The organism is Streptomyces sp. NPDC054786 (assembly GCF_053611685.1).
Genome location: NZ_JBSHAW010000112.1, coordinates 1 through 1050 on the forward strand (window position 1 = coordinate 1; position 1050 = coordinate 1050).

The window sequence follows — 1050 nt, forward strand, 5'->3', positions numbered from 1 at the left end:
GGTGTTCGTTTTCCCTGGTCAGGGTTCGCAGTGGGCCGGCATGGCAGTAGAGCTGCTGGACTCCGCCCCGGCCTTTGCCGAGTCCATGACCCAATGCGCCCACGCCCTCCAAGCCTTCACCGACTGGAACCTGACCGACGTCCTCCGCGGCCGACCCGACGCACCCGCACTCGACACCGTGGACGTCATACAACCCGCACTCTGGGCAGTCATGGTCTCACTCGCCCGACTCTGGCAATCCCACGGAGTCCACCCCGACGCCGTCGTCGGCCACTCCCAGGGCGAAATCGCCGCAGCCGTCATAGCCGGCGCCCTCACCCTCGAAGACGGCGCCCGCACAGTCGCCCTCCGCAGCCAGCTCATCGCCGAAGAACTCGCCGGACCCGGCGGCATGCTGTCCATCACGCTGCCCGCCACCCAGACCCGACAACGCATCGAACCCTGGGGCAACAAACTCTCCCTCGCCGCCATCAACAGCCCCCGCTCCACCGTCGTCTGCGGCCACACCACAGCACTCGACGAACTCCAGACCACACTGGAAAACGACCACATACGCACCCGCCGCATCCCCGTCGACTATGCCTCACACTCAGCATTCGTCGAAACCATCAAAGACCGCCTGCTCCAAGCACTCACCCCACTCCAACCCCGCACCGCCGAAATCCCCCTCTACTCCACCGTCACCGGCGACCTCCTCGACACCACCACCATGAACGCCGAGTACTGGTACACCAACCTCCGCAACACAGTGCTCTTCGAAGACGCCACCCGCGCCCTCCTCACCACCGGACACAACCTCTTCATCGAAACCAGCCCACACCCCGTACTCAAAACCGGCCTCGAGGAAACCATCACCACCACCCACACCAACGCCACCACCATCGGCTCCCTGCACCGCCAAGAGGGCACCCTCACCCGCTTCACCACATCCCTGGCCCAGGCATACGTACACGGAGCACCCGTCGACTGGTCCCCGCTACTCACCAACCGCCCCGGCACACACACAGACCTCCCCACCTACGCCTTCCAACGCCAACGCTACTGGCTCGA

Annotated in this window: 1 protein-coding gene; it reads left to right on the forward strand. The window is 65.1% G+C overall.

Annotation, left to right across the window (positions count from 1 at the left end; genetic code table 11):
* Positions 1-40: 40 nt before the first annotated feature.
* Positions 41-1050 (forward strand): acyltransferase domain-containing protein (locus ACWGI6_RS38220; RefSeq protein ID WP_453271778.1); only part of this gene is annotated, 1010 nt, incomplete at its 3' end.